The 12,980-nt window shown below is 58.8% G+C and carries 8 protein-coding genes; 7 read left to right on the plus strand and 1 reads right to left on the minus strand.

Annotation, left to right across the window (positions count from 1 at the left end; genetic code table 11):
* The first annotated feature begins 440 nt into the window (after positions 1 to 440).
* From RBB49_RS26720 to RBB49_RS26735, 4 genes are all read left to right on the plus strand, one after another.
* Entirely contained in the window at positions 441 to 1,526 is a 1,086-nt protein-coding gene (locus RBB49_RS26720; protein ID WP_306146017.1) for a DUF2336 domain-containing protein, read from the plus strand.
* A gap of 201 nt (positions 1,527 to 1,727) precedes the next feature.
* A complete protein-coding gene (locus RBB49_RS26725) occupies positions 1,728 to 4,094 on the plus strand; it encodes a mechanosensitive ion channel domain-containing protein (protein WP_306146018.1) in 2,367 nt (788 codons plus the stop codon).
* Positions 4,095 to 4,247: 153 nt separating this feature from the next.
* Positions 4,248 to 5,255 (plus strand): hypothetical protein, encoded by a 1,008-nt coding sequence (locus tag RBB49_RS26730; protein WP_306146019.1) that lies wholly within the window; start codon positions 4,248 to 4,250, stop codon positions 5,253 to 5,255.
* Between the two features lie 20 nt (positions 5,256 to 5,275).
* Positions 5,276 to 6,142, plus strand: coding sequence for a hypothetical protein (locus RBB49_RS26735; RefSeq protein ID WP_306146020.1), 867 nt, complete (start codon positions 5,276 to 5,278; stop codon positions 6,140 to 6,142).
* A 36-nt stretch (positions 6,143 to 6,178) separates the two neighbouring features.
* On the opposite strand, the gene RBB49_RS26740 is transcribed toward RBB49_RS26735, so the two are convergent.
* Positions 6,179 to 6,817, minus strand: a complete 639-nt coding sequence (locus tag RBB49_RS26740) for a VOC family protein (protein ID WP_306146021.1) — start codon at positions 6,815 to 6,817, stop codon at positions 6,179 to 6,181.
* Between the two features lie 287 nt (positions 6,818 to 7,104).
* Between RBB49_RS26740 and RBB49_RS26745 the strand changes: the two genes are divergently transcribed.
* From RBB49_RS26745 to metH, 3 genes are all read left to right on the plus strand, one after another.
* Entirely contained in the window at positions 7,105 to 8,115 is a 1,011-nt protein-coding gene (locus tag RBB49_RS26745) for a metalloregulator ArsR/SmtB family transcription factor (protein ID WP_306146022.1), read from the plus strand.
* 1 nt (position 8,116) lies between these two features.
* Positions 8,117 to 9,028: a methylenetetrahydrofolate reductase [NAD(P)H] gene (gene metF / locus RBB49_RS26750; RefSeq protein ID WP_306146023.1), complete on the plus strand. Its 912-nt coding sequence runs from the start codon at positions 8,117 to 8,119 to the stop codon at positions 9,026 to 9,028.
* A 193-nt stretch (positions 9,029 to 9,221) separates the two neighbouring features.
* Positions 9,222 to 12,950: a methionine synthase gene (metH, locus tag RBB49_RS26755; RefSeq protein WP_306146024.1), complete on the plus strand. Its 3,729-nt coding sequence runs from the start codon at positions 9,222 to 9,224 to the stop codon at positions 12,948 to 12,950.
* Positions 12,951 to 12,980 lie beyond the last annotated feature (30 nt).

A 12,980-nucleotide genomic window follows, 5' to 3' on the forward strand; every position in this document is an offset into this window, starting at 1 on the left:
AAAGGAAAATATTTTTAAATTTACTCCTGTAGCGAGGACGCGCGATTGCTTCAGCCTTTGCGTCGGGCCGTTGTGCAAAAGAGCGGTCCTGACAGGCCCGACATTGCAAAAAGTACTGAATTGCTTGCCGGTGGCGCTTTGACGGCGTGCAGACGTGTAAACAAGGTGTCTTCAGTTCGCAGGTGCAGCATCTTTTTTTCGATCGAATTTACAATTTTTTTCCTCTTTCTTGCGGGTTGGATTTTGTTAGAAAAATTTTGAAATTTCCATGCAATTCAAAAGCTTGCAGCGGCTTTGGGCAATGAAAGTCGAATTTTCGGTAAATTTGTCAAAAAGACAGTTACATTCCGTTCAAACCTGTTGGTTTCTTCTTTAATTCTCCAAATCATCTTCGATATCAGAGCCCTAGGTGGCGTTTGTGTAGGAACTGGTGTCGAAGCATGAGTGAAGCGTTGAAAACAGAACTGGTGAACTTTTCGGAGCTTACCGGGGAAGCAGGAAACGCCCGCAAGGCGGAACTGGCCAAACATGTCGCCGCGCTGTTTGCGTTGACTTCCGAACGCTGTTCCGACGAACAGGTCGGGATTTATGACAGCGTGCTGCTGCGCCTGGTGGATATGGTGGAAGCCGAGGTTCGCCGGTATGTCGCCGAGCAGATGTCGGGGCTGAAGCGGGGACCGCGTGAAACGATCTGCCGTCTCGCGGATGACGAGATCTCGATTGCCGAACCTATTCTGGTACGCTCGACCGTTCTCAATGACAACGACCTCATCAAGATAGCGGAGAAGCGCGGCAATTCGCACTGTCTTGCCATTGCGCAACGAGAAGTGCTTTCCGAAGGCGTGACCGACATTCTGGTTCAGCAGGGTGATCTGAAGGTAAAGCGCAAGGTCGCCGGCAATGATGGCGCCACCTTGTCCGATGCGTCCATGAAGTTGCTCATCAACGATGCGGCTTCGGACGCAACCTTGCAGAACTTTTTGAGTGAGCGCGGTGACCTTGCCGAAGCGCACATCGCAGATCTTGTGGCAATAGCCAGCGAAGAAGTCCGCAAAAAGCTTCGCGACGCGGGGCGCTGCGAGGAGGCCGAGCGGGTTGGCGAGGCCGCCGACATTGCCGCTCAGCACATGTCAAACCAGTACTGGCTTGGCAAGTACGACTTCAAGACAGCCAGGGCGCGCGTGTTGCTGCTTGCAAAACGCGGGATGGTGAACGAAGCCGCGCTGCGGCGTTTCTGCTCCGAGGACCGTTTCGCCGAAGCGGTGTCCACGCTTGCATTCATGATGCGGGTCGAGATCGAGGAACTCAGTCATTGCATGGTCAGCCCAAACCCGGAACCGTTTATTGTTCTGGCAAAAAGCTTCGGGTTTTCGTCCATATCGGTCAGCGGGCTGTTGTCGATCGGTCCGTGGCGGCACCGGCTTACGCCGGAGGGACGTGTGGCGGCGATGTCGCTTTTCAGCCGCATGACCGTCTCCGAAGCGAAGCGGAAAATGGCCCTCTGGGACAAGAAGGTCGTCGCCTGACGACAGCGTGGGATTTCAATTCAGAATGAGGCCCGGCGCGATCGCCGGGCTTTTTTGCGCTAATGGCCATGCGGGATTTAACGATTCTTTAAAATATTGCGGAACCGTGCTTAACAGAGGCGGGGGACACAACGCGACTCGCATGGGGCTAAAATGCATACGAACAAAATCCGACTCCAAAAGGGTGCCATTAGTCAGATCATGAGGCGCGCCACAATCTGCCTGGCAGCGGCACTGATCTTTTTTTCCACCGGGTTCCATCCGGGAGCGCCATCTGCGCAAGCGCAAGGAATAACAGGTGTTGTCACCGGTATCGCATCGGGAAGTGACGACACCGGTGAAGCGACGGAAAAGACGGAAAACGGCGAAAGCGGCGCAGATGAGGCAGCCAAGGAGCCCCCGGTTGAAGCGCAGGAAGCCGGATTGATCCAGAACGTCGACGAGTTTGTCGATCATGCCGTTTCGGCGCGCGACGTCTTCCGGACGATCCTCGGAGAGATACCGGATATTCACCAGACAATGCTGTCGACGCTGCGCGCCGAAGGCGAAGGGCTTGGCCTGAGCTGGATGCCGTCCGCACTCGTCGACATCCTCGCAGGGGTCATTTTCGGTCTGCTGGCCATGACACTTCTGGCCCGCTGGGGCCGGCGCCAGTTCATGGGCATGTACCGGGAGGACGTTTACAGCCGGTCGGACAAGATCATTTATCTTTACCTGCGTGCTCTCCTGATGCTCGTCGGCGTTGCTCTCTTCTTTGGCGTCGCCGTTGTTGTCTATCTGACGGTCGGATCGGGTCTTCAGGCTGCGAACCAGACCGCTCTGGTGGTGTTCAGCGTCATCTCGGCGTTTGCGGTTCTGCGGATCATCTTCCTGAATGTTCTCGTGCCGGATGCGGACAGTCATCGGCTTTTGAACCTGACAAGCGAGGAGGCCGGCAGTCTCTACAGGGCCCTGGTGGTCGGTGGCGCGGTTTCGCTGTTTGCCGTCGGATTTTGCCTCTGGATGGAGCGCCTCGGACTGTCGGCGGACGCCCACAAGATCGCGCTCATCGCGGCATCGGCGCTTTCCATGATCATCCTCATCGGGATCTCCGTTGCCTATCGAAAGGTCATTGCCGGGCTGATCCGCGGCGAGGCCGGCAGCGAAGCGCCGATCTGGCGGAAAGTGCTGGCGAATGTCTGGCATTTCGTCGCTGTGATTTATTTCCTCATCGCCTGGGGTATTTCGGCTGTCCGCATCCTTCTCGATCTTCCCGACGCGACCGGTCTGGTTGGCGCGCCCCTGCAGGTGATGCTCCTGGCGGCAATCGTTTACGGGCTCCTTGTTCTGGTTATCGACAAGCTTTTGCTGCCGCGTCTCGATACCGCCGACGCGCAGGCCAAGATCGCCGAGGATATCCAGCGGGCGGATGAAAGCGAGGGGCATCAGGAAGACGTCGAGAGCGCCCTGGCCCAGGCACGTGCGGAAGCCGCCGAGCGCGAGGCGCAACGGTCGCCCTTCCGGGACCTGTTCGACAGGGGCGCCGTGATCATCGTTTTCTTCGGATCCGTGGACATCCTGGCCTCCTGGTGGGGACTTCCGCTGGCTGGCAGCAGTTCGCTGATCGGGTCATTCGTGGAGGTCCTTCTCGTCACCTTCCTCGGCTATATGGCCTATGAGTCGGTCAAGATCGTCATCGACCGGCAGATCGCGAAGGAAGCACCCGCAGAAGAAGACGAGGAGGTTGAAGTTGGCGGGGCCGGGGAAAGCAGGATCGCCACGTTGCTGCCGATTTTCCGGAACTTCCTGCTCATCACGATCGTCGTCATCGGGGCCATGGTGGTCCTGTCGGAACTCGGCGTGAACATCGCGCCCCTGTTCGCCGGTGCCGGTGTCGTCGGCCTGGCCATCGGTTTCGGCGCGCAGACCCTGATCCGGGATATCTTTTCCGGCGCCTTCTACCTGCTCGACGATGCCTTCCGCAAAGGCGAATACATCGACATCGGCAGCGCGAAAGGCGTGGTGGAGAAAATCTCCATCCGGTCGATGCAGCTTCGCCATCACCGGGGTGCACTGACGACCATTCCCTTTGGCGAAATCCAGCAGGTCGAGAACTTCTCCAGGGACTGGGCTGTGATGAAACTCGCCTTCCGGGTCACCTACGACACGGATGTCGAAAAGATGCGCAAGCTGATCAAGAATTTCGGCAAGGAACTTCTTCAGGACGAATATTACGGGCCGATGTTCCTGGCACCGCTGAAGTCCCAGGGCATCATGTCGATGGAAGATTCAGCAATGATCGCGCGCGTGAAGTTCACGACCAAGCCAGGCAAGCAATTCGAACTGCGAAAGATCGTTTATGCCGGACTGCGCGATATGTTCGAGCAAAACGGCATCAAGTTTGCCCATCGCCAGGTCACGGTGCGCGTTGCCGGCGAGGGTGGAACGAGCGGAGAAGCCGGGGAGGTTTCGCCAGCTGACGCGCAGGCTGCCGTCAAGGCCGCGATCCAGGCGGCTGCTGCCGGCGGTGCAGCTGGCATTTTCGACCCGGATGACCCGAGCGCGGACGGCGGGGCAGACCAGCTCTGACCTTGTCGGACAGGCTGAAACCGACGCCACGCGCGGAGAATGTTTCGCGAGTCCATGGACCTTGCTCTCCAAATCCGATATCGGTCCCGCAACTTTAAATGCGGGACCGGAATGCGGATTGGATTTCAGGCAGGCGCCATCAATGAGCGCGGGATGAGCGTTGCGCTTTATGACTACGCCCGGGGCAGCCAGGACATTTTGGGGCACGAGGCCGTCGTCTTCTACAGCGAACCACACAGTGCGCCTGCAGTCGTCGAGAAATTTCGCAAATCGCTGCAGCTTGTTCCGATTCCGCCCGGAACCGATCCGCGCCGGTTCAGCGAAGCCCACCAACTCGACTTTGGCTATTTCATCCGTGACGGACGCGCACGGGACCTGGGGTTAAGCGCGGAACGGACCGGGGTGCATGTTGTGTTCCGGCATTTCGAACCTCATGGCGATGTCTATGCCTACGTGTCCGACTGGCTTTCCGACTGGATGACAGGCGGGCAGGCGCCGGCTGTTCCGCATATTGTCGATTTGCCGGAAGCTTCAGAAGACCTGCGTTCAGAGCTTGGTATCGCAAAGGATGCGTTTGTGGTCGGGCGCTACGGCGGATTTGATCAGTTTAACATTCCGTTTGCCCTGAAGGCCGTCGCCGAGGCACTGGAACTGCGCTCCAATTTGCACTTCCTGTTCGTGAACACGGAAAAATTCCTGGAACACCCCAGGGCGCATTTCCTGCCGCCCGTGTATGATCCGATTGAAAAGTCGCGCTTCATCAAGACCTGCGATGCCGGTCTCAACGCGAAGAAGATCGGCGAAAGCTTCGGGCTTGCCATTGCTGAATTCCACTTTTTCGGAAAGCCGGTGTTCAGCTGGGCAGGGGGCATGGATCAAAATCACGTCTGCCTTACACCGAAACGGGACTGGAACTACCGCACGCGGCGCGACCTGCTGCGGCTCTTGACGGAGTACGTTCCCGATCCCGCAGATTGCGACCTCGCGAAAAACTCCATTGCGGGTTACCGGCCCGAAGCCGTCATGAAACGGTTTGAAAGTGCGTTTCTCTCAGGAACCTATTCAGCGAAAGACCTGCATCTGGCGCATTCCTTCAAGGCAAAGCGTTTTGTGCAGGAAAAGTTTCTAAGGGCGAAGTTCAGGCTCTGGAAAAGCCTCTAGCGAAATGCCAGACAACATGGATGACGATGCTCTGCGACTGTTTTGTCTTTCACAACGAATTCGACCTCCTGGAGATCCGGTTGCGGGAAATGGGAGATCTCGTCGACCGGTTTGTCCTGGTTGAGGCGGATCAGACGCAGCGCGGGTCTCCCAAACCGTTTTACTTTGACGAGAACAGGGAACGGTTTTCGGCCTGGCAAGACAAGATCATCGATCTTCAGATCCGCTTTCCGGATGAACTGCCGCCCGCGCTCGGTGTCTACAAGAACCGGCGCAAAAAGGATTGGGAGCGCGAAAACTATCAGCGCAACTGCGTCCTTCAAGGTCTGGAAGGTTGCGGCCCGGACGACCTGCTCCTGTTGTCGGACGTCGATGAAATCATTCGCGCAGACGTACTTGAAAGCGTGCTTTCGCGGCAGCTCTACAAGGGCAGACTGCTGGTTTTTGAACAGAGTCTCCACAAGCATCATCTGAACCGGGTCGTCCCGGGAAAGACATGGCTGCTCGGCTCACGGATGATCGAAAAGAAGTATCTGACCACGCCGCAGCAACTTCGCCGGACAAAGGCACGGATGACAAAAAAGTCCTTCGTACCGGGCTTTGCCGCACAACCGTTCCTGAGGATACGGAACAACAATCTCAGCGGGATCAGCAGACCGGTGAAGATCGTCGCAGATGCGGGGTGGCATTTTTCTTCCATGGGCGGGATCGAAGCGTTCCGGACCAAACTGGAGTCCGTCGTTCACGGTCAGACCGTCGATACGAGCGACATTGAGAAGCTCTACGAACGGGAACTTGTCGGCACCGAGCTTATCCCGCAGTCAGATCTTCCGTCCTGCGTGCAGGACGGCAAGTTCGACCATATGCTTGCCCCGGACGGATCGTGACAGGAATAGCTTGAGGCAGGTCGCCGGTCTGGCCGGTCAGGTCAGTTCCTTTGGTCCCGAGGGTGTTGCGATGGCTGCGCGATACTTCAACTCAAGTCCCTTCACGACAACAGGCGGCGTGTCGATGGAAAGCCTTTCGTAAAGTGCCGTCACCCTGTCCGGTTCCGGATGCTCAAGGGTGATCGAAACGAGGTCTGCACCGAGATCGGGTATTTCGCTCATGGAGGTCGGGTCATCCCGATGGTCGATGAGTGAAGGTGCGGCGCCGTTCAGGGGAAGGCTTCCGTCTGCGGGGATTGTGAACGCGAACTCGGGGGCATCAAACGGAAGGGCGACTTCTTCTCCAAAGATCTGCCGATCCCCGGAATTGACCATATCAAAGGATTTGCTGCTGGCGACCCATCCCCTGAGCCGACGGCCATTGTCCCAGTATTCTCTGACCTTCTTCTGGTCATCCAGTCCGAACCAGCGTGCCCTCGGCGGCATGATGCCGCCGGGATCGAGCGCGACGATTTCCAGATAGACTGTCTTGCCGAGCTGCAGCCTGTGGTTATGCGTCCCCATGTAGAGGTGACGCGTGCCGAATGGCACGTCCAGATCCAGGCACGTCCGCACATGTGCCACACCCTCGGACAGTGTCGGGGCAATGACGGTGATGTGGTCGAGCTTGAGCATGCACTGAAGTCTCCTTTGATGGTCGGGTGAGGCGCAGTTGGCGGGATTTTCGGCTTCTTCGGCTTTCGAAAGCCGCGGACGTTGGGGTGCGATATTCCACGAAAGCCGGAGGGCAGGCAATCCGTTCTGCACTTTTCATTTTGGCTCAGAAAGTGGGAAATCCGCGCATTTCGTCGAAAACCGACAAAATCGCGTCGCATTTGTTTCCTTTGCTTGCATCTCAAATCAGATTGATATAAAGATATCTTTATATCGACATTGATGCCTGAGAGGCGCAAGGCGACCGAATGACAGACGATGCAACTCTTTCCGTGGAAGACACTCTTGCAGCCGTGCGCGCTGTGGGCGAGGCGACGCGGCTTCGCCTGATCGCGTTGCTTGCCGAGAGCGAACTCACGGTCAAGGACGCCACGGCGATCCTCGGGCAAAGCCAGCCGCGTATCTCCCGACACCTGAAACTCCTTGCCGAAGCCGACCTTATTCAAAGGTTCCCGGAAGGGTCCTGGGTCTATTACCGCCTTGCGGACGGCCCCGAAGGTCAGCTTGCCAGGGGCCTCGTCGAACGCATCTCCAAGGAAGATCCGGTGCTCGCGGCCGATCAGGAGCGTTTCAAGGCGATCCGCAAGGCCAAGGCGGAGGAAGCGGCTTCCTACTTCGCCGCGCGCGCGCTCACCTGGGACCGGGAACGGTCCCTGCATGTTTCGGAAGAAGACGTCGAGGCTGCAATGCGCGCAGCGCTCGGGGATAAGCCGTTCCAGTCCTTTCTCGATCTTGGAACCGGAACAGGACGCCTGCTTGAGGTCTTTTCCGATCAGTACAATTCGGCGCTCGGCATCGATGCGTCCCATGACATGCTTGCCGTTGCCCGGGCCAATCTTGCACGGTCCCATCTGACCAATGCTCAGGTGCGCCACGGCGATGTATATGCGCTCAACGTTCCGCCACGGTCCTTTGACGTCGTCGCGATCCATCAGGTTCTTCACTTTCTCGATGAACCGGCGCGTGCGCTTACCGAAGCAGCACGGGCTCTGCGTCCCGGCGGGCGCCTGCTGATCGTCGATTTCGCTCCTCACGAGCTGGAATTCCTTCGCGAAAGCCATGCGCATCGCCGCCTTGGTTTCGCTCACGATCAGATGGAGCGGTGGCTGGAAGAACTGGAGCTTGATCTGGAACAGGTGACCGACCTTGTTCCGGGAGACAACACCGACAACAACCTTACCGTTACGCTTTGGCTTGCACGTGACCGCCGCGTCGTCACCGATTGGCCCGCGCGCGACACGTCCCGAGAGGTCGCCTGACATGACTGATTTTTCCGCCCGCCGCTCCCACCAGGCCGCCTTGTCGCCGATAACGGCGTCGTTCGAGTTCTTTCCTCCGAAGTCCGACAAGATGGCCGAAACGCTGTGGAGCACGGTCAAACGACTGGAAACGCTCAATCCGTCTTTTGTTTCGGTCACCTATGGTGCCGGCGGGTCCACGCGCGAACGGACGCACAAGACCGTTGAGCGGATTCTCAATGAAACCGACCTGCTGCCGGCAGCGCATCTGACCTGCGTCGGGGCGTCTCAAACGGAAGTTGACGAAATTGTCCGTGACTACTGGGATCTGGGCGTGCGCCACCTGGTTGCGCTTCGCGGCGACCCGCTGGAAGGGATCGGGTCACGCTATACGCCGCACAATAACGGCTACCCCTATGCATCCGATCTGGTTGCCGGCATCAAGAAAATCGCCGACTTCGATATTTCCGTTTCCGGGTACCCGGAAAAGCACCCGGAAAGCGGCAGCTGGCAGAGCGAGATCGACAATCTGAAGCGCAAGGTCGATGCCGGAGCAGACCGCATTATCACGCAGTATTTCTTCGACAATGACCTGTTCGACGACTACCTCGACCGGATCGCGGCCGCCGGGATCAACGTTCCTGTCGTGCCCGGCATTCTGCCGATCCACAATTTCGAACAGACCATGGTCTTTTCCGCCAAGTGCGGCACAAGCATCCCGCAGTGGCTCGCGCGCCGGTTCACCGGTCTCCATAACGATCCGGAAACCCGTAAGCTGGTCGGTGTGTCGATTGCCTGCGAGCAGGTCATGGACCTGGTCGACCGCGGCATCAACGATTTCCACTTCTACACCATGAACCGGGCCGACCTGACCTACGCGATCTGCCACATGCTGGGCATGGGGCAGCAGGCACCGGAAAACATGGCGGCCTGACCGGCAAGAAGTATCCCGTTCCCGCTGTCCTGTTCAAATGGATCAGGGAGCGGGGTCTGCGGCGCACTGGTTGCCGTTCTCAAGCGCTGATGCCGCTGCAGTCCGGCTCGCCGCCGCAGGAAACGTGAATTTTCCAGCGCTTTGCAAAAAGCAGCTGACAAGTCCAATCCGGACCCTTTGGAAGGAAGAACCCGTGACCAAGTCCGACGCCTTCGAGCGCCTTCGTGACCTCGCCAAGACCCGTATTCTCGTGCTTGACGGCGCAATGGGGACCGAAATCCAGGATCTGAAACTCGACGAGGCAGGCTATCGGGGCGACCGGTTTGCCGACTGGCCGAGCGATGTGAAGGGCAACAACGACCTTCTGAGCCTGACCCAGCCCGATGCAATCCGGAAAATCCACGTCGATTATCTTGAGGCCGGGGCCGACATCATCGAGACCAACACGTTTTCATCGACGACGATCGCGCAGGCGGACTATGGCATGGAAGAGCTCGCCCATGAGCTGAACCTTGAAAGTGCCCGGCTCGCGCGCGAAGCCTGCGACCAGGTCATGAAGGCCGACCCGGCACGTCAGTGTTTCGTCGCCGGTGCACTTGGCCCGACCAACCGGACCGCCTCGATTTCGCCCGACGTCAACAATCCCGGCTACCGGGCGGTGTCTTTTGATGATCTCAGAATATCCTACGCCGACGCGGTACGCGGCCTCATTGCAGGCGGTGCGGATATTCTTCTCGTGGAAACCATCTTCGACACGCTCAACGCAAAGGCGGCCCTGTTTGCCATCGATGAGGTGTTCGAGGAAACCGGCAAGATCCTGCCGGTGATGATTTCCGGAACGATCACGGATCTTTCCGGCCGCACGCTCTCAGGACAGACGCCGGAAGCGTTCTGGAATTCCATTCGGCATACGGCTCCTCTCACCGTCGGTCTCAACTGTGCGCTGGGCGCCAAGGAAATGCGCGCACATGTCGATGAACTTGGCCGCGTTGCGGACACGCTTGTGTGCGCGTATCCGAATGCGGGACTGCCCAACGAATTCGGCGAATATGACGAGAGCCCGGAGCATATGGCCGGGCTGATCGAGGAGTTTGCGTCCGCCGGTCTTGTCAACGTCGTTGGCGGCTGTTGTGGCACCACGCCCGCCCATATCAAGGCGATTGCCGATGCTGTTGCGGACAAGACGCCCCGGGTGATCCCCGAGATCGACAGGCACATGCGCCTGTCCGGTCTTGAGCCTTTCGTGCTCACCAAGGAGACGAACTTCGTCAACATTGGCGAACGCACAAACGTCACCGGGTCTGCCCGGTTCCGCCGGCTGATCAAGGAGGGCGACTATGCGACCGCGCTGGATGTTGCCCGCCAGCAGGTCGAAAATGGTGCCCAGATCATTGACGTGAATATGGACGAGGGCCTGCTCGATTCCGAAGAAGCCATGGTGACGTTTTTGAACCTGGTTGCCGCCGAGCCGGATATTGCCCGGGTTCCGGTCATGATCGACAGTTCCAAGTGGAGCGTCATCGAGGCAGGGCTCAAGTGCATTCAGGGAAAAGGGGTGGTCAATTCCATTTCCCTGAAAGAAGGCGAAGAGGCCTTCATCGAACAGGCGCGCCTGATCCGCCGCTACGGCGCGGCCGTCGTGGTCATGGCGTTCGACGAGACGGGACAGGCGGACACGCAGGCACGCAAGACGGAAATCTGTGCCCGGTCCTACAAGGTCCTGACGGAACAGGTGGGTTTCCCGCCTGAAGACATCATTTTTGATCCGAACATCTTCGCCGTGGCGACGGGCATTGAAGAACACAACAACTACGGGGTCGATTTCATCGAGGCGACGGGCTGGATACGCGAGAACCTGCCGCACGCCCACGTATCGGGCGGCGTCTCGAACCTGTCCTTCTCCTTCCGCGGCAACGAGGCGGTGCGCGAGGCCATGCACTCCGTGTTCCTCTATCACGCCATCCAGCGCGGCATGGACATGGCCATCGTCAATGCCGGCCAGCTCGCGGTCTACAACGATCTCGACGCCGACCTGCGCGAGCACTGCGAAGACGTTGTGCTGAACCGCCGCGACGACGCAACCGACCGGATGCTGGACGCTGCCGAACGCTGGAAAGGCGAGGGCGGCAAGAAACGGGAAGCAGATCTGACCTGGCGCGGCTGGGGTGTCGCCAAACGCCTGGAACATGCGCTTGTTCACGGGATCGACGATTTTGTCGTCGAGGACACGGAAGAGGCCCGCCAGGCGTTCGACCGTCCGCTCCACGTGATCGAAGGGCCGCTGATGGACGGCATGAACGTGGTGGGCGATCTCTTCGGGTCCGGCCAGATGTTCCTGCCGCAGGTGGTGAAGTCCGCGCGCGTCATGAAAAAGGCGGTCGCTTACCTGATGCCCTTCATGGAAAAGGAAAAAGAGGAGCTCGGACTGACGGGTCAGTCTTCCGCCGGCAAGATCCTGATGGCAACGGTGAAAGGCGATGTCCATGACATCGGCAAGAACATCGTCGGCGTCGTGCTTCAGTGCAACAATTTCGAGGTGCTGGATCTCGGCGTCATGGTTCCGGCTGCGAAGATCCTGGAAACCGCGAAGGCGGAGAAGGTCGACATGATCGGCCTGAGCGGCCTGATCACACCGTCGCTTGACGAGATGTGCCATGTGGCGGCCGAGCTTGAGCGTGAGAACATGAACCTGCCGCTTCTGATCGGCGGCGCGACCACTTCAAAGATCCACACGGCGGTCAAGATCCATCCGAACTACGCGCGCGGTCAGGCGATCTATGTGACCGATGCAGGCCGTGCGGTTGGCGTTGCCACCAAACTGATGAGTGAAGGCGCGCGCGAGCCTTATTTCGCGGATGTGCGTAGCGAATACGCCGACATTGCCGAAAAGCATGCTGCAAGCCGCGGAAACCAGCAGCGGACCTCGATCGCCAAGGCGCGCGAAAACGCATTCCAATGCGACTTTGCGGGCAAGCCGCCGGTCGCGCCGAAAAAGCCCGGCCAGACGGTGTTCGACGATTTTCCGCTCGAGGAACTGGTGCCGATGATCGACTGGACGCCGTTCTTCGCGACCTGGGAGATCAAGGGACGTTTTCCTGGTGTTCTGACAGACAACAGATACGGCCCGGCCGCAAAAGCGCTTTATGACGACGCCCGGCGGATGCTGGACGAGATTGTCGAGAAGAAGCTGTTGACCGCGCGCGGCGTTGCCAGTCTCTGGCCGGCGAACGCCGTCGGCGATGACATTCGCCTATTCACCGACGAGAGCCGTACGGAGGAACTTGGCACTTTCCATACGCTGCGCCAGCAGATGGTGCGCAGCGCCGGAGGGCGTGCAAACGTTGCACTCAGCGATTTCGTCGCACCTCTTGAAAGCGGGGTAGAGGACTGGGTTGGCGGTTTTGCGGTCACGTCCGGTCACGGTGAGGATGAACTCGCGGCCCGGTATGCCCGCGAAAGCGATGACTACAACAAGATCCTGTCCCAGGCGCTTGCGGACCGGCTTGCCGAAGCCTTCGCCGAAAAACTGCATGAGATCGTGCGGAAAGATCTCTGGGGGTATGCGGCGGGTGAAACCCTCAGCACCGACGATATCATTGCTGAAAAGTACCATGGCATTCGTCCGGCCCCCGGGTATCCGGCGCAGCCGGATCACACGGAGAAGGACACCCTGTTCCATCTCCTCGATGCCGAGCGTCTCACCGGCATTCAACTGACCGAGAGCAGGGCGATGCTGCCGGGTTCATCGGTGTCCGGTCTCTATTTCGCCCATGCCGACAGTCACTATTTCGGTGTTGGCAAGATCGAGAGAGACCAGGTCGAGGACTACGCGGCACGCAAGGGTTGGGACGTTCCGCTTGCGGAGCGCTGGCTCGCCCCTATCCTCAACTACGAACCGGCGCGCATGGTCGCCGCGGAGTAGTCTTCATCTGCAAAACAGAGCCGCAATTCT

The sequence above is a fragment of the Roseibium sp. MMSF_3412 genome (assembly GCF_030733265.1).
GTDB lineage: Bacteria > Pseudomonadota > Alphaproteobacteria > Rhizobiales > Stappiaceae > Roseibium.

Bases quoted from the DNA above. Each gene is read 5' to 3' on its own strand.
- RBB49_RS26745 (WP_306146022.1), top strand. From the start codon at position 7,105: ATGACAGACGATGCAACTCTTTCCGTGGAAGACACTCTTGCAGCCGTG.
- RBB49_RS26735 (WP_306146020.1), top strand. From the start codon at position 5,276: ATGACGATGCTCTGCGACTGTTTTGTCTTTCACAACGAATTCGACCTC.
- RBB49_RS26730 (WP_306146019.1), top strand. From the start codon at position 4,248: ATGAGCGTTGCGCTTTATGACTACGCCCGGGGCAGCCAGGACATTTTG.
- metF (WP_306146023.1), top strand. From the start codon at position 8,117: ATGACTGATTTTTCCGCCCGCCGCTCCCACCAGGCCGCCTTGTCGCCG.
- RBB49_RS26725 (WP_306146018.1), top strand. From the start codon at position 1,728: ATGAGGCGCGCCACAATCTGCCTGGCAGCGGCACTGATCTTTTTTTCC.
- RBB49_RS26740 (WP_306146021.1), bottom strand. From the start codon at position 6,817: ATGCTCAAGCTCGACCACATCACCGTCATTGCCCCGACACTGTCCGAG.
- RBB49_RS26720 (WP_306146017.1), top strand. From the start codon at position 441: ATGAGTGAAGCGTTGAAAACAGAACTGGTGAACTTTTCGGAGCTTACC.